The following is a 24,767-nucleotide window of genomic DNA, read 5'->3' as shown; positions in this document are numbered from 1 at the left end:
TATACAATTATTAGAATCCTTTTGTCCAGTTCGCAAAAGAATATTTTTATAAATAAAAAAACCGCCAAAAGGCGGTTCAATATTGTGCATCAAACTTTTCTGGCGCAGAAAAAAATGCGTTCGCTTTCCCTGCCAGGTTCAGCTTCCGTAAAGTCAGCTGTAATGGATTCGATGACAAAGCCGGCAGCTTTCAACCAGGTGATGTATGTTGCCACCGGGAAAGTCCGCTGTTCATGGGTTTCCTCAAAGCGCTGATATAGATCTTCCTGCTGGCGTACAAAAAACGTAATGTCATGGATGACACTATGCTTGGCTTTGCCGGGTTCCGTATGCCAGATAAAAGAAACTTCTTCATCGTCAAGGATAAATGGGCTGTCCATATAAATTTCATCGACTTTATAGACCGAGTGCACATCGAAAAAGAGCATGCCGTCTTCATTTAAAGCTTTATGCACTTCGTTGAAGGTTTTCTGCACTTGTTCACCGTTCTTCAGGTAATTCAAAGAATCGATAGCGATTGTCACTGCATCAAATCCCTGTAGACCTTCAAGATTGTCCATGGACAATTGATAAGTCGGAATCCTGAGATTCGATTCATGGAATCGCTGATTTGCCATCGTAAGCATTTGCTCCGATAAATCACTGGCCGTCACTTCATATCCTAGTTCTGCAAAAAGCTGCGCAAGTGTTCCTGTGCCGCATGCGAGATCCAAAAGTTTACCGGAAGTTTTCCGTGATGCCACCCACTCCACATATTGGTCATATGGAATATCCTGCATTAAACTGTCATAAATTGAAGCGAACTTGCCGTAACTCATATTTCCATTTCAGGCGCTTCTCTCCAGAGGCGCTCCAAATTGTAATAAGAACGTTCATCTTTGTGGAAGACGTGAGCTACTACATCTCCAAGATCGACCAGGATCCAGCGTGCAGAATCAAACCCTTCGACGCTCTTGACTTCATTTCCAGCTTCGTTTGATTTTTCGATCAGTTCACGCGCAATCGCTTGAACCTGACGATCCGAATTTCCGCTGCAGATGACGAAATAATCCGCCAGCAGGGAGATTCCTTCCATATTAAGGACAACGATGTCCTCCGCTTTTTTTTCTTCAGCTGCTTGATAAGCCATTTGTAATAATGTATGTTCAGTCATTCTTTCACTTTCCCTTTCTGTTGCACGAAGTATTCATAACACTTCAGTGAATCCGGATAGACCGGCTGATTTTTTGATACCAGAAAATCGATGCTGTGTTTGACGCAGGCTTCCATCATAACATCCAATCCCTGTTCTTTTAATTGACGCAATTCTTCGACGCCTTTGAATTTCCTGCCAACTTCCACAAGGTCTGCAATATAGATTACTTTTTCAAGATCGGACATGCCGGCACGGCCGGTAGTATGATACCGGATGGCGTTGAGGATATCCTCATCTTTCACGCCGAATTCATACCAGGCGACATAAGCGCCGACCGGAGCATGCCAGAGTTCTGCGTGATATTCCAACAGCAGCGGATCCATTTTTTCTTTTTCAATAATGGATTTCATCCAATCCCTGTCAGAGAATTTTGCAACGTCATGCAGGATTGCAGCTATTTGAGCCTTGTCCTGTGGCACTCCAAAACGGATTGCGAGTGCAGTCGCCATATTTAAAACGCCAATAACATGGGCATAGCGATTATCCGGCAAACGTTTTTTAACGAGTTGAAGCATCTTGCTCTGGTCCATATAAACCCTCCTTCCGGATATAGGCTTCGACTTTCTCGGGCACGAAAAACGTTAATGGCCGATTGGCTGCGACTCTTTCACGCAGCATCGTCGAAGAGAGATGCATTTCAGGTGAATCGATCATCATCACCGGGAAGTCGGTAGCTGAATCATAGCCTGGACGGCCTATTCCGACAAACTGAATCAAATCTGCCAGTTCGTGGATACGGTGCCAGGAGTTCAATTGTGCCACTGAATCCCCGCCGATAATGAAGTAAAACTCCTTATCACTTTCCTGCTCCACCAACTGGCGTATCGTATTATAGGTATACGACACACCGCCGGTTTTGATTTCGTAATCTTCAATGCGGAATTGAGGAAAGTCTTCAATCGCCAGTTCGGTCATCTTCAGCCGCTGTGCTGTATCTGCTCCGTGGACTTCTTTATGGGGAGCAGCTGCATTCGGCATGAACCTGACTTCCTCAAGACCCAGACTATGATAAGCTTCGTTGGCCATGATCAGATGGCCGAAATGCGGTGGATTGAAGGTACCTCCCAATATCCCGACTTTTTTCATCGCTTCACCGGAAGCTCGATTCGTTTATTGTTCACAGATTGTTTATACAGAACCACTGTATGGCCGATTAATTGCACCAATTCTGCTTTTGTCCCTTTGGCTAATGTTTCTGCCACTTCATTTTTATCATCTTCATTGTTTTGAAGAATGCTGATTTTCACCAGTTCGCGCTTTTCCAGTGCTTCTGAAATTTGAACGAGCATCGCTTCGTTGACTCCGCCTTTGCCCACCTGGAAAATCGGGTCGACGTGATGTGCTTCACTTCTTAAAAAACGCTTTTGTTTACCTGTTAACATAATTTCCTCCTAGTTTTTCCGTTATCACTTGAATCATTTTTTCAGTATCCGGTTTAATGCCTGTCCATTTTTCAAAGCTGATAGCTCCCTGGTATACGAACATGCCTACACCATTCAATGTTTTACAGCCTTTTTCCTCTGCTTTTTTCAAAAATGGAGTATCAATTGGATTATAGACGATATCTGCAGCCAATGTGCCTTCTCTCACTTTTTCAAGTGAAATCGGCAAAGCCTCGTCTTCTGCCAATCCGACAGAAGTGGTTTGAATGATAATATCGAAGCCATTCAGGATTTGCTCGGCTTCCGCCTTCGTTACCGCTTTACTGCCAGTTTCAGCTGCCAGTTCTTCCGCTCTGCGGAAAGTTCGATTGGTGATTGTGACGTCTTTGAAACCTGCACGATTCAGCGCAAAAGAAATGCCTCTTGCAGCGCCGCCTGCACCGACCAGGAGAATTCTGGAATCGACTTTTGGATTTGCGGTCCGTAAAGACTGAACAAAACCATCGCCGTCAGTATTGCTTCCTTTAAATTTTTTGCCGTTCCGGACCACAGTATTGACCGCGTTCATCTTGGCAGCTGTATCATCAATCCCATCAAGCAAAGGTATAATCGCCTGTTTGTGCGGCACCGTCACATTAAAGCCGCTGGCCCCGAGCAGGTGCAGCGCCTCGCACGCCTGCTTCAATTTAGAAGGTTCAACATGGATCGGTAAAAAAGATGCATCGATATCATTTTCCTGAAACCAAATTTCATGCATGAATGGTGATAATGAGTGTGCAATCGGATCTCCGATCACTGCATACCATTTCTTCATCCAATTCCTCCTATATAAGAGATGGCCGCAGCATCACTTCGACGCCTTTAGGGGCATGCGCCGCGACAGTTACATCGGGGTGCTGAACCGTAACCCAGCCCAATCCCGAAAAGACAATATCGGTTTTTCCTTCTTTGATGCGGAATTCGTGGCGAACCAATCCCGGATAATCTTCTTTATATTCTTCTGAAGGCGGAGCAAGCATACCGCCGAAATGCTGTTCGTACAATGCATCTGCATTATCCAGTTTCGTCCGGTGAATCGGCAGTTCATTGGCAACATGGAATGTAAATGAAGAACGATCTCCTTTTACAAAATCGAATCTAGCAAGGCCTCCGATAAACAAGGTTTGTTCCGGATTAAGCTGGAACACACGCGGTTTGATTTCTTTTTTCGGCATGATCATCTTCAAATCAGCAGTGTGCAAATAATGAGCCAATTGATGATGGTTGATAATCCCCGGAGTATCGTACAAAGATCTTTCATCGTCCAGTGGAATTTCAATCATATCAAGAGTTGTGCCTGGAAAATGCGATGTTGTAATAATATTATCCTGTCCGGTAGCCTGTTTGATGATCCGGTTGATGAAAGTTGATTTTCCGACGTTCGTGGAACCGACAACAAACACATCGCCGCCTTTGCGGTAATGGTCGATCGCTTCCATCGCCTCTGCAACCCCTTTTCCTTTTTGTGCAGAAACAGTCAAAATGTCGACCGGCTTCAACCCCAATTTATTCGCTTCCCGTTTCATCCATTGAAGAAGTTTTTGCTCCTTCACTGACTTAGGCAATAAATCCGCTTTATTGGCAATCAATAAAATATCATTATTCCCTACAAAACGGTGAAGTCCAGGCAGCCAACTGCCATTGAAATCGAAAATATCAACAATCTTCACGATCAATCCTCTTCGTTCGCCAAGACCGTTTAAAATGCGCAGGAAATCATCATCAGTCAACGATACTGGCTGCAACTCGTTGTAATTTTTCAGTCTGAAACATCTTTGGCAAATGATCTCTTCTTTATCCAATGACGACGCTGGCGCATAGCCCAGCTTTCCAGGATGTTCTGTTTGTATCTGTGCACCGCAGCCGATGCAAGTTGGCATTTCGCTCACTTTTCTTCCTCCCAAGTCATATAACCTTTATCTTTAAGCCTCTTCATGATACGGCGCTCGACCATCCGATTGAAACGGGTAAAGAACCCGTCGGATTGAGCGACCGGCAAAACAAGAATCGTATGCAGTTTATTGCGGTTTCCGCCAAAAATGTCTGTCAGCATCTGATCCCCGATAACCACTACATTTTCGCGCTTGACACTCATGATCTGCAGAGCTTTTCGGAAAGCCTTGCCCATGGGTTTACGCGCCTGGAAGATGAAAGGAATTCCGAGTGGATCTGCAAACGATTTGACTCGCAGCTCATTGTTATTGGAAACAATAACGACCTGGATGCCTGCATCCTTCATATTTTTTAACCAATCGATGAGCATTGGAGTCGCTTCCGGGCGATCCCATTCCACCAGCGTATTATCAAGATCCGTGATAATACCACGAATGCCGTTCTCAAGCAAAGTTTCAGGGGTGATGTCAAACACCGTTCTGACGTATTGGCTCGGTATAAATTTTTGATACACTATCAACAACTCCCGTATCTTCGAACTTAATGTTAATGATTATAGCATATTTGCCAAGGCTTCTCCCACTCTGATCGGTTCACCAGCCACAATATTATCAGTAAAGCGGAAACAATCCGGCTCAAAAAACAAAACAACGGTGGAACCGAAACTGAAATACCCGACTTCCTCCCCTTTTTTCCACCGATCGCCCGTATTCGTCAATTCAATCGAGTTCACGAACATAGCCCCTACTTTTACCACCAATACGCGACCGCCTGCTGTCTCCAGTTCTGTAATCAGCCGATAATTCCCGCTGATCGGTGACTTGCCATAAAGCAACCCCGATTGATTGACCGGATATGATTTTTTCCCAAGCACAAATTGCCTGCTGACATTCCCGTCCACCGGGCTATGAATTCGGTGGTAATTGGCCGGGGAAAGATAAAGCACGGCATAATCGCCGTTTGCATAACGATTTGCCGACTCTTCACTTCCCAATAACTCAGCCAGCGAATAGTTCTGCCCTTTTACAATGAATCGGCTGTTTTCATGAAGTTTTCCGGCTATTTCAACCTTGCCATCTACCGGCGAAATCACCCCAGTGTCAGCCAGTGGCCGGCTGCCGGGACGCAATTTTCTGACAAAAAAGTCATGCAATGAAGGGAAAGAACCAACTTCCTCTTCTATATCATCCAACGCTATCTTATATGCCTTAACATAATTTGGAATGATTGAGCGACTTCCTGATGACCGTGCAAAACGCTGCAGCAGGTTGGAAGTAACAGGTCCATTGGTCAACTCAATTGTATACTGATATAATTTTTTCTTCATTTAGATACCCCCGTCCTGATAAAAGTCTACCATTATTTCCAAAGGGACAGTATAATGAAAGGAACATCATTATGTGCTTAAGGAGGATTCTCCATTGATTTTTATAGAACGGATGGACCATAACTTTAAAAAATTAAAATCACAGACAGCTAATATGCTGACAATCGGGAATATGGCGTTCGGCGGTGCGGCCGTCATGGCAGCTCTCAACGACGCATATAGCTTCAGTGTATTATTCATCTTCATCGCCGCTTTCCTGGATCGCTTTGACGGAATTGTCGCCAGGAAGTTTAATCAGGAATCTGCACTCGGCAAACAACTGGATTCCATGAGTGACATCATTTCTTTTGGGGTAGCGCCTGCAATCCTGATATATGAGCTCGCATTGAGCGATTTCGGCATCGCCGGTATGGTCTTTACCGTTATTTATATTTCCAGCGGCGCATTTCGCTTGGCCCGTTTCAATATCAGCGAATCAAATGGATACTTCACCGGTCTGCCGATTACTGCTGCAGGAACTGTACTGACTCTTTCCTATTTTGGCCTTTCAGCATTTCCTTCGGTCTTCTATATGTTCCTGATGCTGATTTGCTCCCTGCTTATGATAAGCACTTTCACATTAAAAAAAGTATAAACAAAAGCTGCCGGAATTTCTCCGGCAGCTTTTTGATTTCTCGTTTTTCAGCGTTCAAGCCTGGATGTTAAGCGCTCCACAACGCGCAGCACAATTTTCGTCGAGTGCTCCGCAGCCTTTGGCAGAAATTCATCAAATGATACAGAAGATTCTTTTCCGGCGATATCCGATAATGCACGGATAACCACAAAAGCAGTATCGAATTGATAGCATACTTGAGCTACTGCTGCCGCTTCCATTTCGGCAGCTTTCATTTCAGGGAAGTGGCCGCGAACAAGTTCAACGCGCTCAGGATCATTCATGAACGAATCCCCAGTGGCAATGAGTCCAACTGCGTATGGCAGCTCTTCCAACTCGCTGACCGCTTTTTCCGCCAACTCAACCAATTCCGGATTTGACTGGAATGCTGCCGGCATTTGTGGCACTTGGCCCATTTCGTAACCGAAAGCGGTGACATCCACATCGTGATGGCGCACTTCGTTTGAAATGACAATGGATCCAACTTCCAAATCTTTATCAAATCCACCTGCTGATCCAGTGTTGATGACCAACTCCGGTTTAAAATGCTGCAGCAGAATCGTTGTTGACATTGCCGCATTCACTTTGCCAATGCCACTTTTCAACAGAACAACTTCCTGTCCTTGATATGTACCTGTTGTAAATTCACAATTCGCGATTGTTTCAGCTTGTGCATTTTCCAAACTCGCACGCAGCAATTCCACTTCTTCTTCCATTGCACCAATTATCCCAATTTTCATCTGTCATTTCTCCTTTGCTATTTATGTTGACCTCTTGATTTGTAAGAGCCGATATTCCGCAAAACAACTTCGAAGACATTAGCCGACGCTTGCGAGGCTAAGTCTTTGCGACGAAGCAGCGCAGCGATGCAGGAGCACGGTTTTCACCTCCGAGTAGCCTTCTCGGCTTATTGCGGGAGGCAAGGTTCGCCATACGAAGATGGCGCAACCTTTGCGACGAGCAGTGCGCAGGAGCATAATCTTTGCACTGTCCTAAGCGCCGAAGCGGTCTATAAAAGCTGATTCTTTAATTTAGCATTTATAGTTTCTTCTCAGAAAAAAAGACGCTTTATCAATAAGCGCCTTCTACTGTATTCAGTATATCCATTTTAACAGGTTTCCAACCATCTTTACCAACCCATTCCAAATGTACACGGTATTTTTTCGACATATCTTTCGATTGGACAGTTCCTATGGATTTTTGTGGACCGCCGCCATTGCCGATATGCATGATATACATATCTTTTTCTGCAAGACCTGTGGCGTATGTGATAGCGTCAATTTTCTCCTGCCAATCCACCGAGTTGGTGTCATAAACAGAAACATGTTCGCCGGTCTGCTTGGTTCCTACCGGTTTCCAGCTCGTGTTAATGATTGTCTCTTTGACAACTGGATCGTCCGATTCCTGACGGGTAATTGTTCCGCCCGTTACAGTGCCTTCTTCGTCAGCTTTTTCTTCTTTTTCTTTATCTTTTTCTTTATCTGCCTCTTTGTCTTTATTTTCTTTTTCATCAGCAGATTCTTTGGATTCCTCATCTTTTTGCTCATCTTCTGAAGCTTGTTCCTGCTGTTCTTCATCTTCAGTTGCCTCTTCGGCATTTTCAGCTTGTTCTTCGCTGTTACCCTCTTCACTCGCTTCATTATCTGTATCTGTGGAAATCTGTACGGATTCAGGTTCCTGTGCGTTTTCCGAGCCATCGGTTTGACCCAGGAAAATAAATGCTCCCACGATAAGAATTAATGCAAATACCAGTCCGATCATTACATTCAGCATTGAATTAGTAGTGGAACGGTTCTTCTTATTTACACGAGAGGGATAAGGTTTTTTTTCTTCTGTCATTGTTATTGCCTCCCCTTCCTTGATATTCTATCATAATTAAATGTAACAAATTTAACTTTCATGATAAGTTTATGTTTCAATATGAATTATATTCCTTAAACAGAAAAAGTAAAACATTTTTTTGAAAAAACCAAAGAAAATGGATGCTTCGATGATCTCCGGATAATAAAAAAAGCAGCCATCCTTTAAAGAATGGCTGCAAGGATTACGTGATGGAAACGATTTCGATTTCCATTTCCCCGCCGGGAGTCAATACTTTTACACGGTCGCCGATAGTTCGGCCAATCATGCTTTTTGCAATCGGCGAATCATTTGAAATACGCCCTTCGAGAGGGTCTGCTTCTGCAGAACCTACGATTGTGTAAGATTCCTTATCACCGTCCGGCACTTCTACAAATGTTACCGTAGTACCTAACCGCACGATGTCGTTGCTCAAGTCGTTTTCATCTATGATCACCGCATTGCGGATCATTGATTCCAATGTTGAAATGCGTCCTTCTACAAACGCCTGGTCTTCTTTAGCTGAATCATATTCAGCGTTCTCAGATAAATCACCGAAATCACGGGCGATTTTAATCCGTTCAACCACTTCTTTGCGTTTAATTGTTTTCAGGAAATCCAGTTCGTCCTCCAACTTCTGCTTTCCTGCAGCTGTCATCGGAAATTGTTTTTCGTTAGCCATTGTTCCCCACTCCTTCAACTGCTGACTTGAGATTTTTGAATAATCCGTCAGTCTTGTCTCATCATAGTATAATTTACCAATCTATTCAAGAATTGTTTTAATTTTTGTAACCATCAGATCAATTGCTACTTCGTTTTGGCCGCCTTCTGGAATAATAACATCCGCGTAGCGCTTTGTCGGTTCGATAAATTGGTTGTGCATAGGGCGGACCACGTTCAAATATTGCTCAATAACAGAATCTATCGTGCGGCCCCGTTCATTGATATCACGAAGCAGACGGCGGATGATCCTAAGATCTCCATCTGTATCGACGAATAACTTGATGTCCATCAAATCCCGCAGCCGTTTATCTTCAAGGACCAATATCCCTTCAAGAATGATAACGTCTTTCGGCTCGATCAGGACCGTTTCTTCCGAACGTGTATGGACGGCATAATTATAGACCGGTTTTTCAATCGGTCTGCGCTCCAAAAGCTCGTTTATATGTTCGATTAGCAGATCTGTATCAAATGCCAAAGGATGGTCATAGTTTGTCGCCAGACGCTCTTCAAACTCCAGATGGCTTTGGTCTTTATAATAGTAGTCCTGCTCGATCACTACAACGGAATGTTCTTTGAACACTTCGTAGATGGAATTAGTAACACTTGTTTTGCCGGACCCCGAACCACCGGCGATGCCGATCACTACCGGTCTGTTTTTTGACATAGTAAACTGCTCCTTGCATCTTATCATTATTTTTACTTACCGCTTTCTGCAAACCATGATGCCGTCTCCTATATCGAGCAGCCTTGTTTCATATCGGGCATGTTCCATCATGGACTCCTTGAACTTCCTGAGATTCCGGATCATCGTCCGTTTTCTCCGCGGAATTTCCTCCAAGGGAACTGCGGACATGCCGTGCATATGCATATTATCACAATATATAACTCCGCCGCTGTTTAGTAAAACTTCATACTTTTCAAAAAAGCGCTCGTATTGGCCTTTTGCCGCATCGATGAAAATAGCGTCATAGGCATTATTCAGCAATGCCAGATCCATTTCCAGAGCGTCTGCCTTGAATATGCGGATCTGTTCCTGATAACCGGAATCATTGATGAACTCGGTTGCTTTCAGATAACGTTCTTCATCACGCTCGATTGTATCAATCAGTGTTCCTGGCAGTGCATCTGCCATTTTTAAAGCAGAAAAACCGATTGCTGCACCAATTTCCAGAATTGCATCCGGCTTCTGTTCCTTTAATAATGAAGTCAATTGGCTAATGCCTTCGTCTTCCATTATGGGAACATGGTTTTCCAGAGCAAACTTTTTCATGGCAGCGACCGTGTTTTCAAATTGTTCCTTATGCATTATGGAAAGCCCCTTTTCGCAACAGCAAAAATTCTTTCAAATGATAACATAAAACAAGAAGGAATGCGAGGTCGCTTCCTTCTTGTTAGTTTTTGTGATAAGAAAATATAATTTTTTTAAGTTGAAGGCGCTTAGGAAAAAATGTTGTTTTGTCCAGACTCCAGTGCCTAGCTCTTCGGGACATAAGCCGGTTCAGCTTTGCGGCAAAGATCGCCGCGCCGCTGCTCCGTCTTATGCCTTTCAGAGCTGGACAGGCACTTCCGCTTTTCCTAATTCCCTATATATTCATCACGTTTCTGAAGATGTTCTTCATAAGTGACAGAGAAATGATTGGTTCCTTCAGAGTCGGCAAGGAAGTAAATGTAATCTGTCTCTGCCGGATCGAGCACAGCTTCGATGGATGATGCGCCGGCACTGGCAATCGGGCCTGGCGGCAATCCTTTATTGATATATGTGCTGTAAGGATGCTCAAATTCGTAATCTTCGTTGAACAAGCGCTCCCGATGCTCACCCATTGCGTATATTACCGTTGGATCGGTCTGAAGCGGCATATCCAGTTCCATCCGGTTATAGAAGACGGAAGCGATAGTTGCCCGGTCAGCTTTGGCTGTCGCTTCTTCTTCAAGCAATGAAGCGAAAGTCAACAGCCAATGCGGCGATTCTCCCCGTTCTTCCAAGATGGACGTATAAGGCGCAATATTCGCCTGTGTCGCGTTCAGCATCTGCTCGATTATCAATTCAAGTGAAGGGTCTTCTTCATAGAATTGATAGGTGGCAGGGAATAAATATCCCTCAAGAGCATATCTGACGTTTTCGCCTTTGATTTCATCCGTCAAAAGATCCGGATAGCTCGCCATCAATTCGTCGATGTATGCTTCATCAGTCACTTTAGCCATGAAATCTTCAGCTGTATGATCTGTTTTTTCGGCAATGACGTTCTCGGCAATTTGCTCGAGTGTCAAACCTTCCGGAAAGTTGATCGTGTATAAAGGCTCCCGGTATACTTTCCCGGTTTTCAAACTCTCCGTTATTTCATCCAGAGTCATGGATGGCAACAAGCCATATGTTCCAGCCTGAAATTCTGATTCATTATTGAACTTCACATAATATTTATAGATCCGTGCATCTTCGATAATGCCATTTTCTTCAAGCAATTCTGAGATGCTGTCCAAATTGGAACCAATCGGTACTTCGATTTCAATTACTTCTTCAGAATCCGGATCTACCGGCTCCAAAGCGGATGTTACATAGTTATAGCCCTGATAACCTGCAATCGCAACAACGATCAATAACACCAGGGTAATGACAAGAACGATGCGCCGCACGATTCTAACTTCTTTTTTCTTCTCTTTCATGCGGTCAAACATGATATCAATTTTCGATTTCTTTTCCACGGGTTCCCCCCCTTAACTATTCTTTACTATTATACAAGAAAGCAGACAAAAAGAAAAAGGCGGAATTGAAACTCAATTCCGCCTTACTTTTTAAAGCTCTTCGTTTTCCTCTTCTTCAGCAAGGAAAGTATTAAGCATTTCTTCGATCATGTCCCATTCTTCATCAGTTTCAACCGGTAAAAGATCGCCGCCTGCCACTTTTCCATCAACATCTGTGTTTTCAGTGAAAGATGATGCCTGAATTTCGATTTCGCCTTCTTCATCTTCTTCAGCGCCAACCGGGAAATACAAAACGTACGATTTTCCGAATTCTTCTGAGTCAAATGTAAACAAAATTTCGAATAACTGCTCGTTGCCGTTTTCATCAACGACTGTGATGTGCTCTTGTCCGTGTTCCATTGTCGTCACCTCATTATTTTTTAAAATCAAGATAGCCTTGCAAAATCATTACTGCAGCCATCTTGTCGATCACTTTCTTACGGTTCTTTCGGCTGACATCTGCAGAGATCAGCATTTTCTCAGCTGCCGCTGTTGTGAGACGTTCATCCCATAAAACCACTGGTATAGCATACGCTTCTTTCAGCAATGCTGCAAACTTTTCTGATGCTTCTGCACGTGGACCGATTGAATTGTTCATGTTTTTCGGGTAACCTACCACGATTTCTGAAACTTCATACTGGCTGATCAGTTCACCCAGGCGGTCAAGTCCATACTCTTCAATTGCTTCATTGATTTTTACGGTCTCGATTCCCTGTGCCGTCCAGCCGAATGCGTCGCTGATCGCGACGCCGACTGTTTTAGAACCTACGTCCAGCCCCATTATTCTCATAAGTTATTCCTCATTATTCTTTTTGATATAAAATTTCACAAGTTCTTCAAGGATTTCATCCCGTTCGAGTTTGCGAATCTTGTTCCTTGCATCCTGATGGCGAGGAATATAAGCCGGGTCCCCGGATAAAAGATAGCCGACAATCTGATTAATCGGGTTATAGCCTTTTTCTTCTAAGGATGCGTGTACTTCCAGCATCACTCGTTTTACATCTTGCTCCATCGATTCATCAGACGAATCAAACTTCATAGTGCGATCGAATGAACTCACGACAAGCACCTCGCTTTCGGATTTAGATAGGAAAAACCTTTTCCGCTGCCTAATTTCCATTATATACGATAAAAGGCATTTATTAAACCTATTTGACTAAGTCGTACACAGACTCCAGTGCTGCATCCAATTTTTCCGGCTCTTTTGCTCCAGCCATCGCCATATCCGGACGTCCGCCGCCTTTTCCGCCGCATTGTTCCGCCACATGTTTGACGATTTGGCCTGCATGATAGTTCCCGCCAGCTAATTCTTTTGTAACACCTGCAGCAAGCATGACTTTTTCGCCATCCACAGCACCCAATACGATTACCGCATTATCAAGCTTTTGCTTCAGGTCATCCATCATCTGGCGCAATTGGTTATTGTCTTTTGCCTCAACACGTGCTGACAGCACTTGGACATTGCCAACTGTTTTCACAGCATCCAGGATACCGGCGGATTGTGCGTTTGAAATCTTCGCCATCAGCGATTCGTTTTCACGCTGCAGCGCTTTTTGGTCTGCAAGGAAAGTCTGCACCTTCTGAATCAGGTCTTTTGGATTCGATTTCAGTAAAGATGCCGCTTCTTCCAAAGTCCGCTCGCTGTTTTTTAAGTTTTCGTAAGCGCCTTTTCCTGTTAAAGCTTCAATGCGGCGGATACCTGCGCCGATCCCGCTTTCCGATACAATTTTGAACAAGCCGATTTCAGCTGTGTTGCCGACATGGACGCCACCACAAAGCTCCAGTGAATAGCCGCCGATTTCAACAACGCGCACCACATCGCCATACTTTTCGCCGAACAATGCCATAGCGCCCATCTCTTTTGCTTCTTGGAGATTATGGTAACCGGTTGCGACTGCAATGCTGTCCCAGATTTTATTGTTCACGATGCTTTCAATCTGCTCAAGTTCTTCTGCTGTTACCTGGCCGAAATGCGAAAAGTCAAAACGCAGACGGTCCGGTCCGACATAAGAACCTGCCTGGTTGACATGGCTGCCAAGAACATCTTTCAGTGCCTGGTGCAAAAGATGCGTTGCAGTATGGTTTTTCACTGTGTGGCTGCGTTCTTCGACATCCACTTTCGCTTCAACTGCCGACTTCGTCAATTCGCCGGAGTCGATTCGGATGGAATGGATATTCTGTCCGTTCGGCGCTTTTTTGACATCGAGAACAAATGCCTGTACCAAGTCATTGCGCAAAATGCCGTGATCCGCAATTTGTCCGCCGCTTTCCGCATAGAAAGGAGTCCGGTCAAGAATTACCTGCACTTCTTCACCTTCTTGCGCATGTTCGACAAGCTCGCCATCTTTAATTATGAATAAAACATTCGCTTCTGCGACTGTATCTGTGTAGCCGATAAATTCACTCGGTTCTTTGATGTTGCCGAGAACTTCTGATTGCGTCTGCATTGAATTGACGTTCTGGCGAGCGCTGCGTGCACGTTCACGCTGTGCCATCATAGCTTGTTCAAAGCCCGGATGGTCGATTGTCATTCCAGCCTCTTCAGCGTATTCTTCTGTCAGTTCGATCGGGAAACCGTACGTATCATAAAGACGGAATGCATCTTCACCAGGAATTTCGTTGCTTCCTGCGGCTTTTTGCTTGTCTGTAACATTCGATAAAATAGCTAGGCCTTCGTTTAAGGTTTCATGGAAACGTTCTTCTTCAAGCTTCATGACCCGTACGATAAAGTCTTCTTTTTCATTCACTTCCGGATAGAAGGCTTTCATGATATCGCCGACAACCGGCACCAATTGGAACATGAACGGTTTTTCGATGCCTAATTTCTTCGCGTACCGGACTGCACGGCGCAAAAGTCTGCGAAGTACATAGCCGCGTCCTTCGTTGGACGGCAGCGCGCCGTCACCGATTGCAAATGCAACAGTGCGGACATGGTCGGCAATCACTTTAAAAGCAAGATCACTTTCTTTGTCTTCGCCGTATTTCTTACCGGAAATCTCTTCCGTTTTTCTGATGATCGGCATGAACAGATCCGTATCGAAATTCGTCGGCACATCCTGCACGACACAAGCCATACGCTCAAGACCCATCCCTGTATCGATGTTCTGTTTTGGAAGCGGCGTATATGTGTGGTCCGCGTTATGGTTGAACTGGGAGAATACCAGATTCCAGATTTCAAGGTAACGGTCATTTTCACCACCAGGATATAATTCCGGATCACTTAGGTCGTTGCCGTAGCTTTCGCCGCGGTCATAGAAGATTTCCGAGTTCGGTCCGCTTGGGCCTTCCCCTATATCCCAGAAATTCCCTTCCAAACGGATGATCCGTTCAGCCGGTACACCGACTTCATTGAGCCAGATACCATAAGCTTCTTCATCTTCGGGATGCACTGTCACCGATAGAAGTTCCGGGTCAAAGCCGATCCATTTTGGATCCGTCAGGAATTCCCAAGCCCAGTGGATCGCTTCTTTTTTGAAGTATTCACCGATCGAGAAGTTGCCGAGCATTTCAAAGAATGTATGGTGGCGGGCAGTTACGCCCACATTTTCGATATCGTTCGTGCGGATGGATTTTTGCGCATTGACGATCCGCGGGTTTTTCGGAATGACGCGTCCGTCGAAATACTTCTTCAAAGTCGCGACGCCGCTGTTGATCCAAAGCAACGACGGATCTTCGAATGGCACCAAAGGAGCGCTCGGCTCCTGGTCATGTCCTTTTTCTTTGAAAAAGTCCAAATACAGCTGTCTGATTTCTTCTGCTTTTAAATTCTTCATTTGTTTTCCTCCTATCAAGATAAAAATTCAAAAATGAGCGCTTGGGACAATAAAAATAGCCTCCATCCCTTGCGTAAACGCAAGGGACGAAGGCTATTGATTCGCGGTACCACCCTAATTACACGGAAATATTCTTCCGTGTCTCTCATTGGTGCCTTAACGCGGCTTTACGGCAGGGATTAGCTGCACTCAGGAGTAGCTTTCTAAAATATCATCGCGAAGATCCTTTCAGCCGGGGGACCTATTTCTGGACGCATGCTATTTTATACTTTCTCCATCAACGTTTTGAATATGCTATAGGTTGAATTATAGAAAAGTTATTTGGTCCTGTCAACAACTGGTGTTTCATTGGCAAATATCTGTCCAGACTCCAGCGGCCTAGCTCTTCGGGTCATAAGTCAATCCAGCTGCGCGGCAAAAAACGCCACTTCGCTGGTTCGCCTTATGCCTTTCAGAGCTGAACAGGCGCTTACGCATTTCTTATGACTCAATAAAATCACGGGGCGTAACGCCTTTCATGCCGATCAGCGGATGGATGGCATGCACATTGTCATTCGTCAGAGAAGCTGGTCCACTTGTATCTGCAGTCACTGGCTCTTCTTCCAGCTTCTGCTGTTCAACCGTTTTCTGAGGTGCAGCCGGACTGGATGCAGCGGCTTTTGGCTGCTCAGCGGAATTTCCGGTTTTATTGTCCTCCGCTGCTTTAGGTTCTGACAGCGACAGCCGATCTTTTAATGTCGTCATCCGCTTTGTGTCGTCCGTGCGTTCGACACCATAGCGGAATACGCCGGGATCGCCGCAAAGGATCAGAAAATCCTTGCTGCGGGTGATTCCGGTATAGAGCAGATTGCGGCGCAGCATTTTCATATAGCCGCGGACAACCGGCATGATGACAGTCGGAAATTCAGAGCCCTGCGATTTATGGATGGAACAGCAATAAGCCAATGTCAGCTGATTGAGGTCGCTGCGCTGATACGTCACTTCGATGCCGTCGAACGATACGACCAGAACGTCCTGCTTCTCGACCGTTTCACTCGCTTTCATGATGGCGACCACTTCGCCCATATCGCCATTGAAAACATTGCTTTCCGGCTGATTGACCAGCTGCAGCACTTTATCCTTAACGCGGTAGGTGATGTCACCAAATACAAGTTCTTTTCGTTTACCGTCTGTATTGGGATTGACCATCTGCTGAATCATTTTGTTCAACGCGTCAATTCCGGCTGGCCCCTTGTACATCGGCGCAAGAACCTGGATATCTTTAATATGATGTCCTTTGGCAAGTGCGCTCTTAACTACTTTCTCAACCACTTCCGGTATTTGTTCGGCGCCCGCTTTGATGAACGAACGGTCTGCTGTCTTGGCAGTAATATCCGCCGGCAATTGGCCGTTTTTCATTTGATGAGCAAGTTCTATAATAGAAGATCCTGAAGTCTGGCGGTAGATATCCGTCAATTCAACCGTCGGAATCCGTTCGGACTCAAGAAGATCACGCAGCACCTGGCCGGGTCCGACCGGCGGCAGCTGATCCTGGTCGCCGACGAAAATAATCTGGGCGTCATCCGGCACCGCTTTCAGCAATTGGTGCGCGAGCCATGTATCGACCATCGACATTTCATCGATGATGATCAATTTCCCTTCGATTTCTTTTTCCGTTTCTTCTTCTTTTTCCTGTCCGTTAAAGCCCAGTAACCGGTGAATCGTCATCGCCGGAAGTTCCGTCGATTCGCTCAGGCGTTTTGCTGCGCGTCCCGTCGGTGCAGCAAGAATAATAGGAAACGGCTCTTTTTTCTTGGCGTAATCTTTCGGGTCGAGCGACAAACCGTGAAGTTCCGCATACACTTCAACTAGCCCCCGGACCACTGTCGTCTTACCGGTTCCTGGCCCACCTGTCAAAATCATGACCGATGAATTAAGGCTCGATTCGATTGCCTGGACTTGCGTTTCCGCATAATTGACTCCAAGACGTTCTTCAGCTTCGCCTAGCGCTTTCCGGACTTCTGATGATGGGAAGCCATCGCGGTTTTCCTGAGATGCTAGCAACGTTTCCAGTTTTGTTGCAATGCCTACTTCCGAATAATATAGCGACGGCAAATAAAGGCGTGTTTCTTCCCCCGCGACTTTGCTTTCTTCATTCAATTCAATGGCGGCCTTCGAAATGGCTTCGATTGTAATTTCTTCCTGCTGTCTTGCTTCTAGCATTTCCTTGACCTGTGGAATCAATGTCTTCGCATCCATATAAACGTGCCCTTCAGAAAGAGAAGCCTGGTTCAATATATGAAGGATCGATGCTTTGATGCGGTCGGGATGACTGCCTGTCAAACCCAGTTTCGCGCCAAGTTCATCGGCACGCTGAAACCCGATGCCTTCAATCTCTTCGATCAGGCGGAAAGGGTTTTTCGTCAGGATGTCAATCGTCTCTTCCCGGTAGGCCTGGAAAATGCGCATTCCTACCTGCGGACCGAATCCCCAGTCATTGAGCTGAATCATTACCCGTTCAAGCCCAAGATTCATCTGCAGTGTAGAGCGGATCGTGTCTTTCTTTTCATCCGACAAGCGCGGCACTGCATCCAGCGCTTCCGGGTCTTCGAGAATTTTCTTGATGGCGTCCCTGCCTAATTTCTTGACGATGGTTTCCGCCGTCTTCCTGCCGATGCCGTTGAACATATCGCTCGACAGGTAATGGATGATGCCCTGCTCCGTCTCCGGCACTTCTTTTGTGAAAGTTTCCACCTGGAACTGGATGCCATAGCGCGGATGATTTTTTACCGCTCCGGTAAAACGGTATTCCTCTTCCATTGAGAGTTCGGGAAAATAGCCGGACACAATAATTTCTTTTTCTGCGTAGGAGGTGTTGGTCTGTTGGATTTTCACTTTCGCGATGGAGAAAAGATTCTGGGGGTTATGAAAAATTGAAACGACCGGCCGACCAAGCACAAATTGCGTTTCTTCCTGAAATAAATCAATTTGTCCTGTCATGCCGATCGTTCCCCTTTCAAATTCCTATTGAAGATTTGTTTTAATCATATCATATGCATAGCGTGCCATTTCATTTTCTTCATCAAGAGTAAACGCCTGCTCGAGATGATGCATGGCATCTTCCGTGCGGTTGGTTGAAACAGCGTATAAAACGCCTAGATTGTAATGGGCGTCTGAATGGTTCGGCGAAAGTTCGAGAACTTTTATGAATTGGGGTTCTGCCAATTCAAATAACTCCATCGATGCCAGCGTCACGCCATAGCTCATCCGGGCAGCAACATCTGTCTCGTCAAGTTCAACTGCACGCTGCAGGTAAGGAAGCGCCAATTTTGTCTGTCCAAGCCGCTCCAGGCATTTGCCGATCATGAAATGTGCATCCGCGCCTTCCAATTGATACTGCACCGCTTTTTCGTACAGCTTTAATGCTTCTTCATAGCGTTCAGCGTTGAAATACAGATTAGCCAGCCCGTAATAAGCGGTTGCTGACGTTTCATCCAGCGTGATCGCTTTCTGGAAAAAGCGCTCGGCACGCTCTGTTTCTTCCATTGAAGTCAATACATGCCCGAAGTTGATGTAACCAAGCGGATTTTCCGGTTCTTCTTCAATGGCTTTTGTGAATGCCTGCACCGCTTCTTCGGTTTTGCCATCCTGGATGGCCTGTATGCCGATTTCATTGTAATTCATCCGAATCTCTCCCATTAACCTACATATTCAAGGCGTGCGCCTTTTTTAAACACTTTATCGATCGTTCCGCCGCCTAAGCATACATCGCCGTCATAAAACACGACTGCCTGCCCTGGTGTGATGGCGCGAACCGGCTCATCGAATATTACAATCGCTTCGCCGTCTTTCAGTTCAACCGTTACGCCCGTGTCTTCCTGGCGGTAGCGGAATTTAGCCGTGCAATGGAATTTTTCCGCAGGCATGTTGCCTGACGTAAAGCTAAGATTAACTGCACTTAAGCTGTCGGAATACAATGCATCGTGGTGGAAATTTTGGCCGACATATAAGATATTGCGGTCGAGATCCTTGCCGATAACGAACCATGGATCGCCTGCTCCGCCTATGCCAAGCCCTTGGCGCTGGCCGATTGTGTAATACATCAAGCCGTCATGGCTTCCCATTTTAATACCGTCAAGAGTTTCCATCGAACCCGGCTGCGCCGGAAGATATTGGCCCAAGAACTCTTTGAAATTACGTTCGCCGATAAAGCAGATGCCTGTTGAATCTTTTTTCGTGGCAGTTGCAAGTCCGGCTTCCAATGCGATTTCACGCACTTTTTTCTTTTCCATATGGCCGATCGGGAACATCACTTTCGATAATTGCTCCTGATCCAATTGGTTAAGGAAATAAGTCTGGTCTTTATTGTTATCCTTGCCGCGCAGCATTTTTGTTTCGCCGTTCTCCGCATGTTCTACTTGTGCGTAATGGCCGGTCGCCAAATAATCTGCTCCAAGGCTGAGTGCATGCTCCAAAAACGCTTTGAATTTGATTTCTTTATTGCACATTACATCCGGATTCGGAGTTCTGCCGGCTTTGTATTCATCCAGGAAATATGTGAAAACCTTATCCCAGTATTGTTTTTCAAAGTTGACTGCATAATACGGAATGCCGATTTGGTTGCATACGCGAATAACGTCTTCGTAGTCTTCCGTCGCTGTGCAGAAGCCGTTTTCATCGGTGTCATCCCAGTTTTTCATGAAGATGCCGATAACATCATAGCCTTGTTCCTTCAATAAATAAGCGGCAACCGAAGAGTCCACCCCTCCGGACATGCCGACAACAACCCGCGTATCCTGCGGTGTTTTTTCTGTCATATTAATCACCTTTTCACTTTAGCGCCAGGCGCTTGCTGATTTGGGCCGTTTTCTCGGCCGCTTTTAATACCTGTTCCAATGTCAGCCCAAGGCCGAAACTGAAACGGATGGAATTGCGGATCTCTTCCGCCTCTTCCCCGTACATCGCCACAAGAACGTGTGATGGGTCGATCGAGCCGGCAGTGCAGGCAGAACCGCTCGAAGCGGAAATACCTGATAGATCCAGATTAACAAGGAAGGATTCAATTTCGATTCCTTCTATGCTGAGATTGAGGATATGCGGCAGCTGCTGCTTGCCGTTCTCCTTATATACAACACCCGCATCATTGAGTGTTTTTTTGAAAATTTCTTTGTATTGCTCATATTCAGCCGTTTTTTCTTCTCTGGATTCCATAGAAATGGAAACGGCTTTTGCAAATGCGCTGATTGCCGGAACATTTTCCGTTCCCGCACGGCGCTTACGTTCCTGTTCGCCGCCGTAACTTAGCTGCGCCAGGTTTGTGCCTTTACGCTGATACAGGAAACCAACGCCTTTTGGTCCGTTCAGCTTATGGGCCGAAACGGACAATAAGTCCACCTTCAGTTCGTCGACATCAATCGGCAGAACGCCATAAGCCTGGACAGCGTCCGTATGGAACACTGTTTCAGTGCCTTCAAGTAAAGCTCCGATTTCTGCAATCGGCTGTACGCTTCCGACTTCATTGTTGCCGAGCATCACCGTCACAAGAATTGTATCGTCCCTGAGCGCTTTTTTCACGTCATCTGCCTTCACAAGCCCATCGCTGTCAACAGGCAGGTACGTCACTTCGTAGCCATCCCGTTCAAGTTTCTGACAGGCGTGGAGTACAGCATGGTGTTCAATCTGCGAAGTGATGATGTGCTTGCCTTCTTTTTTCAGCGCAGTTCCGAAGATTGCCAAATTATCCGATTCCGTGCCGCCGCTTGTGAAAATGATTTCCGGATCGTCCGCACCTATGCTTTTCGCCAGTATGCTGCGGGCTTCGTCCAGAATTTTTCTGGCTTCACGGCCTGTACCGTGAATACTCGAAGGATTGCCATAAACTTCCGCCAGTCTGTTTGAAAATAATTCGACCACTTCCGGATGCATCGGAGAAGTGGCCGCATGGTCAAGATAAATTCGATTCATCGTCTAAACTCCTCTATATATAAAACATATAATTTTCTGTTGTTGATTCCTGCTGGTTTGCAAGGTCTTCAATCGTCGTTGTATCAAGTACATTCTTAACAGCATCCCGTATGCGGATCCATAGTTCACGCTGCGGCTGTGCCTCGTCCTCGATTCCTTCGACCGGTTGGATCGGCCCCTCCAGAACGCGGATGACATCTCCTGCCGATATTTCTTTCGGATGGCGTGACAGCATATAACCGCCGTAAGCACCTCTCACACTTTTCACCAAACCGGCATTGCGGAGTGGTGCAACCAATTGTTCCAAATATGCTTCAGACAAATCGTACTCTGCCGCAATCTTGCGGAGCGGCAGCGGTCCTTCGCCATATTCTTTGCCCAGTGCAATCATTATTGTTAAGCCGTAGCGGCCTTTTGTTGATATTTTCATAAATACACCTCTGCATCAGATTCCATTATTCTTCAAAATAGTATAGCATAAATCCGGCCTATGGACTTGCAATGACTTTTGAAAGCTGTCGCGATATACTAATGGAACAGATGTACGGAAGGAGTTTTTTCATTGCAGAACGAACCATTGGCTTTTCGCATGCGGCCGCGCACCATCGATGAAGTGGTGGGACAGCAAGATGTTATCGGCCCGCATACCGCTTTATACAAAATGATCCAAAACGGCCATGTGCCGTCCATGCTGCTGTACGGCGAGCCGGGAATCGGCAAGACGTCGATCGCCCATGCCATAGCAGGCACTTCGAATCTGCCGTTCATCGCATTGAACGCGACAACCTCCGGCAAGAAAGATGTCGAGGACGTTGTCCGTGAAGCACGCGTTACGGGAAAAGTCCTCCTATTCCTCGATGAAATCCATCGATTCAATAAACTGCAGCAGGATGCCTTATTGCCTCATGTTGAAAGCGGTTCGATCGTATTGATCGGCGCCACGACGGAAAATCCGTTCCACGACGTCAATCCGGCAATCCGTTCACGCTGCGGCGAAATAAAACAATTGAAGCGGCTGACGCATGAAGATATCGTCCATTTGCTCGAGTCGGCTTTGAAAGACCCGAAGCGCGGACTCGGGCGGGAAGAAATCGAAATTTCTCCTGCGCAGGTCGAACGCATTGCTGAAGGAACCAACGGAGATGCCCGAAAGGCATTGACGATGCTCGAGTCGATTGTCATCGCGTCTGATGAAATTGACGGCAAATACATTGTCGAAGACCAGATGATCGAACAGATGATCAAGCGAGTCGGCGTCTTCGGCGATAAAAAAGGATCGCATTTCTTCAATCTCCTGTCGGCTCTGCAGAAATCCGTGCGCGGCAGTGACATCAACGCGGCTATGTATTATCTGGCACATCTTTTGGAAAACGGCGATTTGACCGCAGTCACCCGCCGCCTTCTGGTCATGGCCTATGAAGATATCGGACTTGCCAGCCCCTCTGTCGGCCCGCATGTTCTTGCAGCCTGCCAGGCAGCTGACCGTCTTGGATTGCCGGAAGCACGCATTCCGCTAGCGCAGGCTGTGGCTGAAATGTGCCTGTCTGAGAAATCCAATTCCGCTTATAAAGCAATCGATGCGGCAACTGCTGCCATCAATAAAGGATTGACAGGCGATATCCCGATGCATCTCCGCGATACGCATTATGCCGGCAGCGCCGAGCTTGGACACGGCGGCTATATCTATCCGCATGATACACCGATCGGATCATTCGGCGGCTGGGCCGATCAGGACTACCTGCCGAAAGAAGTGCAGAAAACCGAATTCTACAAACCGGTCATCGCCGGCGAAGAGAAAAAGTTTGCGGGTATCTATGAAAAATTGAAGTCGTTCCGGAAGAATAAAAAATAATAGCTTTTTGTATGGCCATTCCTTCGGGAGTGGCTTTCTTATATGGGATTCTGAAATTTTTGGGGAATTGTCTTGCATTTTGATAAGTCCATAGCGTTTTTGAAGAACATTTACTGCTGAAAAGCTTTCCGAGAACTAGTTTTAATGGTTATGCGCGGTCAGGCTTTTTTATGCGCGATTAAATTTTTTTATGCACGATTAAATAATTTTGCGCGCGTTCCTGAAGACTTATGCGCGATTAGAAACTTTTATGCGCGTTAATGGGTTTATAAAACGTTGTCACCCATAATCGTCCACAAAAAAACCGGCTCATCCGAAATGAGCCGGTTCATCTTAATTATTTCTTACACGGTTGATTGGAATCGACGAGGTAATATCGTTAACTACCCAGCTGGCGCAAATTAGGCCGACAGTGGAAGGCGTAAATGCGTTGGATGATGGCGGCATTTTCGCTTTACGGATTGCCGCATCCGGTTTCCCTACGTTTCCGACTACGTCTTCCCGTACGATTATCGGGCTTTCATCCGAAAACACTACAGGAATCCCTTTACGGATACCCGCTTCACGCAATTTCTTGCGAATGATTTTTGCCAATGGATCCGTGTGCGTTTTAGAGATATCCGCAATCTTGAAGCGCGTTGGATCGGTTTTATTGGCAGCGCCCATACTGGAAATGATCTTAACTCCGCGTTTATAACATTCCTGCATCAAATGGACTTTATAAATCATTGTATCCGAAGCATCAATGACGTAATCCGGATTGTAACTGAAAAATTCTTCATATGTATCTTCTGTATAGAACATATGCAGATCAATGACTTCGCAGTCTTCGTTGATATCAGCGATGCGGTTTTTCATGACGGCGCTTTTTGATTGGCCGACCGTGGATAGATTGGCAACCAGCTGCCGATTGATGTTAGTGATGTCGACATTATCCTTATCGACCAGGATGATGCGGCCGACGCCGCTTCTTGCGCAGGCTTCAGCTGCGAATGAACCCACTCCGCCGACTCCAAGGATTGCTACTGTGGAGTTTCTCAGCATCTCGATTCCTTCTTTGCCAACTGCCAGTTCGTTTCGTGAAAATTGATGTAACATAGTTCTCCTGCCTCTCTAATGTAGATTAACCTAGTAGGAATTATACACAAAGAAAAACCCTCCAGCAAATAGCTGAAGGGATGATTAACATTTTAAGTGAGAATCCCGATCGTGCCGTCCTTGACTTGCATATCGTTTTTGAACCCGCTTCTAGCAGGTGGGTGACCTCTTCAGCGCTTATAACTTCCCGTTAAGGCATGTTAGCCACGTCGAAATTCGGTCTCCCGACGACAAAATGTTGGGTCAAAACTGAATTGCTAGTAACGAACACATCAGGATTCTCTACTAAGGTTATATTAGCACACGCCACAA

At 45.9% G+C, this 24,767-nt stretch carries 27 protein-coding genes, 1 other RNA gene and 1 other annotated feature; of the genes, 2 read left to right on the top strand and 26 right to left on the bottom strand.

Going from position 1 to position 24,767, the window contains the following annotated elements; all coding sequences use genetic code 11:
* Positions 1–89 precede the first annotated feature (89 nt).
* The 9 genes from DP120_RS11315 to DP120_RS11275 are packed head-to-tail and all read right to left on the bottom strand — an operon-like array spanning position 90 to position 5,836.
* Positions 90–818 (bottom strand): class I SAM-dependent DNA methyltransferase, encoded by a 729-nt coding sequence (locus tag DP120_RS11315; protein ID WP_112223789.1) that lies wholly within the window; start codon positions 816–818, stop codon positions 90–92.
* The gene (rsfS, locus tag DP120_RS11310; protein WP_112223788.1) at positions 815–1,153 is read right to left on the bottom strand and encodes a ribosome silencing factor; all 339 of its coding nucleotides are present in this window, start codon (positions 1,151–1,153) and stop codon (positions 815–817) included. Before rsfS ends, DP120_RS11315 begins: the two co-directional genes overlap by 4 nt.
* Positions 1,150–1,725, bottom strand: a complete 576-nt coding sequence (gene yqeK / locus DP120_RS11305) for a bis(5'-nucleosyl)-tetraphosphatase (symmetrical) YqeK (protein ID WP_112223787.1) — start codon at positions 1,723–1,725, stop codon at positions 1,150–1,152. Before yqeK ends, rsfS begins: the two co-directional genes overlap by 4 nt.
* On the bottom strand, positions 1,694–2,281 hold the full coding sequence (locus DP120_RS11300; RefSeq protein ID WP_112223786.1) for a nicotinate-nucleotide adenylyltransferase: 588 nt from the start codon (positions 2,279–2,281) through the stop codon (positions 1,694–1,696). The genes yqeK and DP120_RS11300 overlap by 32 nt, the downstream gene beginning before the upstream one ends.
* Positions 2,278–2,577: a ribosome assembly RNA-binding protein YhbY gene (yhbY, locus tag DP120_RS11295; protein WP_112223785.1), complete on the bottom strand. Its 300-nt coding sequence runs from the start codon at positions 2,575–2,577 to the stop codon at positions 2,278–2,280. The genes DP120_RS11300 and yhbY overlap by 4 nt, the downstream gene beginning before the upstream one ends.
* Entirely contained in the window at positions 2,564–3,391 is an 828-nt protein-coding gene (gene aroE / locus DP120_RS11290) for a shikimate dehydrogenase (RefSeq protein WP_112223784.1), read from the bottom strand. The genes yhbY and aroE overlap by 14 nt, the downstream gene beginning before the upstream one ends.
* Before the next feature lie 10 nt (positions 3,392–3,401).
* Positions 3,402–4,505 (bottom strand): ribosome biogenesis GTPase YqeH, encoded by a 1,104-nt coding sequence (gene yqeH, locus DP120_RS11285; RefSeq protein ID WP_112223783.1) that lies wholly within the window; start codon positions 4,503–4,505, stop codon positions 3,402–3,404.
* Positions 4,502–5,032 carry a YqeG family HAD IIIA-type phosphatase gene (locus DP120_RS11280; RefSeq protein WP_233538988.1) on the bottom strand — a complete coding sequence of 177 codons (531 nt, stop codon included), beginning with the start codon at positions 5,030–5,032 and terminating at the stop codon, positions 4,502–4,504. The genes yqeH and DP120_RS11280 overlap by 4 nt, the downstream gene beginning before the upstream one ends.
* A gap of 30 nt (positions 5,033–5,062) precedes the next feature.
* Positions 5,063–5,836, bottom strand: coding sequence for a phosphatidylserine decarboxylase (locus tag DP120_RS11275; protein ID WP_112223782.1), 774 nt, complete (start codon positions 5,834–5,836; stop codon positions 5,063–5,065).
* A gap of 94 nt (positions 5,837–5,930) precedes the next feature.
* Between DP120_RS11275 and pssA the strand changes: the two genes are divergently transcribed.
* On the top strand, positions 5,931–6,470 hold the full coding sequence (gene pssA / locus DP120_RS11270) for a CDP-diacylglycerol--serine O-phosphatidyltransferase (RefSeq protein WP_112223781.1): 540 nt from the start codon (positions 5,931–5,933) through the stop codon (positions 6,468–6,470).
* A 47-nt stretch (positions 6,471–6,517) separates the two neighbouring features.
* Here pssA and mtnN read toward each other — a convergent pair whose 3' ends face one another.
* The 15 genes from mtnN to cymR form a co-directional block, all read right to left on the bottom strand.
* On the bottom strand, positions 6,518–7,228 hold the full coding sequence (gene mtnN, locus DP120_RS11265) for a 5'-methylthioadenosine/S-adenosylhomocysteine nucleosidase (protein ID WP_112223780.1): 711 nt from the start codon (positions 7,226–7,228) through the stop codon (positions 6,518–6,520).
* Between the two features lie 331 nt (positions 7,229–7,559).
* Positions 7,560–8,327, bottom strand: a complete 768-nt coding sequence (locus DP120_RS11260; RefSeq protein ID WP_112223779.1) for a YrrS family protein — start codon at positions 8,325–8,327, stop codon at positions 7,560–7,562.
* Positions 8,328–8,532: 205 nt separating this feature from the next.
* Positions 8,533–9,009 (bottom strand): transcription elongation factor GreA, encoded by a 477-nt coding sequence (greA, locus tag DP120_RS11255; protein WP_112223778.1) that lies wholly within the window; start codon positions 9,007–9,009, stop codon positions 8,533–8,535.
* An 81-nt stretch (positions 9,010–9,090) separates the two neighbouring features.
* Positions 9,091–9,714, bottom strand: coding sequence for a uridine kinase (gene udk / locus DP120_RS11250; RefSeq protein ID WP_112223777.1), 624 nt, complete (start codon positions 9,712–9,714; stop codon positions 9,091–9,093).
* A 36-nt stretch (positions 9,715–9,750) separates the two neighbouring features.
* Positions 9,751–10,356, bottom strand: a complete 606-nt coding sequence (locus DP120_RS11245; RefSeq protein ID WP_112223776.1) for an O-methyltransferase — start codon at positions 10,354–10,356, stop codon at positions 9,751–9,753.
* A 269-nt stretch (positions 10,357–10,625) separates the two neighbouring features.
* Positions 10,626–11,750, bottom strand: coding sequence for an endolytic transglycosylase MltG (mltG, locus tag DP120_RS11240; RefSeq protein ID WP_112223775.1), 1,125 nt, complete (start codon positions 11,748–11,750; stop codon positions 10,626–10,628).
* A gap of 90 nt (positions 11,751–11,840) precedes the next feature.
* Complete coding sequence (locus DP120_RS11235) at positions 11,841–12,149, bottom strand: DUF1292 domain-containing protein (RefSeq protein ID WP_084246213.1); 309 nt, start codon at positions 12,147–12,149, stop codon at positions 11,841–11,843.
* Between the two features lie 13 nt (positions 12,150–12,162).
* Positions 12,163–12,579, bottom strand: a complete 417-nt coding sequence (ruvX, locus tag DP120_RS11230) for a Holliday junction resolvase RuvX (RefSeq protein WP_112223774.1) — start codon at positions 12,577–12,579, stop codon at positions 12,163–12,165.
* Positions 12,580–12,582: 3 nt separating this feature from the next.
* Positions 12,583–12,849, bottom strand: a complete 267-nt coding sequence (locus DP120_RS11225; protein ID WP_071151980.1) for an IreB family regulatory phosphoprotein — start codon at positions 12,847–12,849, stop codon at positions 12,583–12,585.
* Between the two features lie 88 nt (positions 12,850–12,937).
* Complete coding sequence (gene alaS / locus DP120_RS11220) at positions 12,938–15,562, bottom strand: alanine--tRNA ligase (RefSeq protein WP_112223773.1); 2,625 nt, start codon at positions 15,560–15,562, stop codon at positions 12,938–12,940.
* Positions 15,563–15,641: 79 nt separating this feature from the next.
* Positions 15,642–15,852, bottom strand: a binding site (T-box leader).
* Positions 15,853–16,042: 190 nt separating this feature from the next.
* Complete coding sequence (gene recD2, locus DP120_RS11215) at positions 16,043–18,541, bottom strand: SF1B family DNA helicase RecD2 (RefSeq protein ID WP_112223772.1); 2,499 nt, start codon at positions 18,539–18,541, stop codon at positions 16,043–16,045.
* A gap of 24 nt (positions 18,542–18,565) precedes the next feature.
* Complete coding sequence (locus DP120_RS11210; protein WP_205854534.1) at positions 18,566–19,225, bottom strand: tetratricopeptide repeat protein; 660 nt, start codon at positions 19,223–19,225, stop codon at positions 18,566–18,568.
* A gap of 14 nt (positions 19,226–19,239) precedes the next feature.
* Positions 19,240–20,358 carry a tRNA 2-thiouridine(34) synthase MnmA gene (gene mnmA, locus DP120_RS11205; protein ID WP_112223770.1) on the bottom strand — a complete coding sequence of 373 codons (1,119 nt, stop codon included), beginning with the start codon at positions 20,356–20,358 and terminating at the stop codon, positions 19,240–19,242.
* Between the two features lie 13 nt (positions 20,359–20,371).
* On the bottom strand, positions 20,372–21,505 hold the full coding sequence (locus DP120_RS11200) for a cysteine desulfurase family protein (protein ID WP_112223769.1): 1,134 nt from the start codon (positions 21,503–21,505) through the stop codon (positions 20,372–20,374).
* Positions 21,506–21,518: 13 nt separating this feature from the next.
* Positions 21,519–21,935: a cysteine metabolism transcriptional regulator CymR gene (cymR, locus tag DP120_RS11195; protein ID WP_112223768.1), complete on the bottom strand. Its 417-nt coding sequence runs from the start codon at positions 21,933–21,935 to the stop codon at positions 21,519–21,521.
* 132 nt (positions 21,936–22,067) lie between these two features.
* Between cymR and DP120_RS11190 the strand changes: the two genes are divergently transcribed.
* Positions 22,068–23,357 (top strand): replication-associated recombination protein A, encoded by a 1,290-nt coding sequence (locus tag DP120_RS11190; RefSeq protein WP_112223767.1) that lies wholly within the window; start codon positions 22,068–22,070, stop codon positions 23,355–23,357.
* Positions 23,358–23,690: 333 nt separating this feature from the next.
* Here DP120_RS11190 and DP120_RS11185 read toward each other — a convergent pair whose 3' ends face one another.
* Positions 23,691–24,455 carry a tRNA threonylcarbamoyladenosine dehydratase gene (locus tag DP120_RS11185; protein ID WP_112223766.1) on the bottom strand — a complete coding sequence of 255 codons (765 nt, stop codon included), beginning with the start codon at positions 24,453–24,455 and terminating at the stop codon, positions 23,691–23,693.
* Positions 24,456–24,553: 98 nt separating this feature from the next.
* Positions 24,554–24,737, bottom strand: a non-coding RNA gene (gene ssrS / locus DP120_RS11180) — 6S RNA.
* Between the last annotated feature and the right edge of the window lie 30 nt (positions 24,738–24,767).

It is taken from the genome of Planococcus halotolerans, from assembly GCF_003289955.1.
In the GTDB taxonomy this organism is placed as follows: Bacteria; Bacillota; Bacilli; order Bacillales_A; family Planococcaceae; genus Planococcus; species Planococcus halotolerans.
This window is presented reverse-complemented; position numbering and strand designations above follow the sequence as displayed.

What these genes read in the sequence shown, in the direction of transcription:
- DP120_RS11185 (WP_112223766.1), bottom strand. Translation starts at nt 24,455, where the DNA reads ATGTTACATCAATTTTCACGAAACGAACTGGCAGTTGGCAAAGAAGGA.
- recD2 (WP_112223772.1), bottom strand. Translation starts at nt 18,541, where the DNA reads ATGACAGGACAAATTGATTTATTTCAGGAAGAAACGCAATTTGTGCTT.
- ruvX (WP_112223774.1), bottom strand. Translation starts at nt 12,579, where the DNA reads ATGAGAATAATGGGGCTGGACGTAGGTTCTAAAACAGTCGGCGTCGCG.
- alaS (WP_112223773.1), bottom strand. Translation starts at nt 15,562, where the DNA reads ATGAAGAATTTAAAAGCAGAAGAAATCAGACAGCTGTATTTGGACTTT.
- mtnN (WP_112223780.1), bottom strand. Translation starts at nt 7,228, where the DNA reads ATGAAAATTGGGATAATTGGTGCAATGGAAGAAGAAGTGGAATTGCTG.
- DP120_RS11235 (WP_084246213.1), bottom strand. Translation starts at nt 12,149, where the DNA reads ATGGAACACGGACAAGAGCACATCACAGTCGTTGATGAAAACGGCAAC.
- DP120_RS11260 (WP_112223779.1), bottom strand. Translation starts at nt 8,327, where the DNA reads ATGACAGAAGAAAAAAAACCTTATCCCTCTCGTGTAAATAAGAAGAAC.
- greA (WP_112223778.1), bottom strand. Translation starts at nt 9,009, where the DNA reads ATGGCTAACGAAAAACAATTTCCGATGACAGCTGCAGGAAAGCAGAAG.
- DP120_RS11300 (WP_112223786.1), bottom strand. Translation starts at nt 2,281, where the DNA reads ATGAAAAAAGTCGGGATATTGGGAGGTACCTTCAATCCACCGCATTTC.
- DP120_RS11275 (WP_112223782.1), bottom strand. Translation starts at nt 5,836, where the DNA reads ATGAAGAAAAAATTATATCAGTATACAATTGAGTTGACCAATGGACCT.
- DP120_RS11245 (WP_112223776.1), bottom strand. Translation starts at nt 10,356, where the DNA reads ATGCATAAGGAACAATTTGAAAACACGGTCGCTGCCATGAAAAAGTTT.
- rsfS (WP_112223788.1), bottom strand. Translation starts at nt 1,153, where the DNA reads ATGACTGAACATACATTATTACAAATGGCTTATCAAGCAGCTGAAGAA.
- cymR (WP_112223768.1), bottom strand. Translation starts at nt 21,935, where the DNA reads ATGAAAATATCAACAAAAGGCCGCTACGGCTTAACAATAATGATTGCA.
- DP120_RS11200 (WP_112223769.1), bottom strand. Translation starts at nt 21,505, where the DNA reads ATGAATCGAATTTATCTTGACCATGCGGCCACTTCTCCGATGCATCCG.
- yqeK (WP_112223787.1), bottom strand. Translation starts at nt 1,725, where the DNA reads ATGGACCAGAGCAAGATGCTTCAACTCGTTAAAAAACGTTTGCCGGAT.
- aroE (WP_112223784.1), bottom strand. Translation starts at nt 3,391, where the DNA reads ATGAAGAAATGGTATGCAGTGATCGGAGATCCGATTGCACACTCATTA.
- udk (WP_112223777.1), bottom strand. Translation starts at nt 9,714, where the DNA reads ATGTCAAAAAACAGACCGGTAGTGATCGGCATCGCCGGTGGTTCGGGG.
- yhbY (WP_112223785.1), bottom strand. Translation starts at nt 2,577, where the DNA reads ATGTTAACAGGTAAACAAAAGCGTTTTTTAAGAAGTGAAGCACATCAC.
- mnmA (WP_112223770.1), bottom strand. Translation starts at nt 20,358, where the DNA reads ATGACAGAAAAAACACCGCAGGATACGCGGGTTGTTGTCGGCATGTCC.
- DP120_RS11315 (WP_112223789.1), bottom strand. Translation starts at nt 818, where the DNA reads ATGAGTTACGGCAAGTTCGCTTCAATTTATGACAGTTTAATGCAGGAT.
- DP120_RS11210 (WP_205854534.1), bottom strand. Translation starts at nt 19,225, where the DNA reads ATGAATTACAATGAAATCGGCATACAGGCCATCCAGGATGGCAAAACC.